The 594-nt window shown below is 57.7% G+C and carries 1 protein-coding gene; it reads right to left on the reverse strand.

The window, feature by feature from the left end; all coding sequences use genetic code 11:
• The coding region (locus tag D4A39_RS18035; protein ID WP_233552522.1) for a hypothetical protein at positions 1 to 198 on the reverse strand (198 nt) is incomplete at its 3' end.
• Positions 199 to 594 lie beyond the last annotated feature (396 nt).

The raw sequence follows: 594 nt of genomic DNA on the forward strand, positions 1-594 counted from the left end.
GGACACATCCTCCACGATATTTCTCGACCTAGTTTCGCTTAGCAGAGTGCTCTCAGCAATGTTCGCATACGTTCCGTTGATCCGAGCGAGGTTGGATGCACCGTCGATCTGTTCGAGTACACGCTCAAGAACGGACTGTGCCGAAGCGGTGCCAGACGCAGCGATCAACGCTGCAAAGGAAGCCGCAAACAGGCGCATCCAGGGATTCTCCAAAGTACAGCCATGATCCTATGGCAGCTTTTCGGAAGTTTATCCAAGGAAAACCATACTTACATCACCGTTGGCCGTTCGGGGATTGAGAGGCGCCGAGACGGTTCCAAAGACCTCAAAATCACCCTGAATGGGGTCTGATGCCGGATGGATGGGGCCGAATCCTACGCTAAGGCGAAGTTTTGGCCGAATTTCGCTACAGCGTCCTGTAGGCGGTCGGTCTTGTCATCTTCACCATGGCCACCAGCGTCGGCGCCTCGATGGCGCGGCCAGCAGGGCGGTTGCTTGTTGCTTCCATGCGTCCCGGTCGGCCCGCACTTCGTCCAGAGCTTCGCGTTCCCGGTCGAGCGCCGCCCGTAGCGCAGCATTCTCGGCCTCCAGAGT

Source organism: Alcanivorax profundi (genome assembly GCF_003597125.1).
In the GTDB taxonomy this organism is placed as follows: Bacteria; Pseudomonadota; Gammaproteobacteria; order Pseudomonadales; family Alcanivoracaceae; genus Alcanivorax; species Alcanivorax profundi.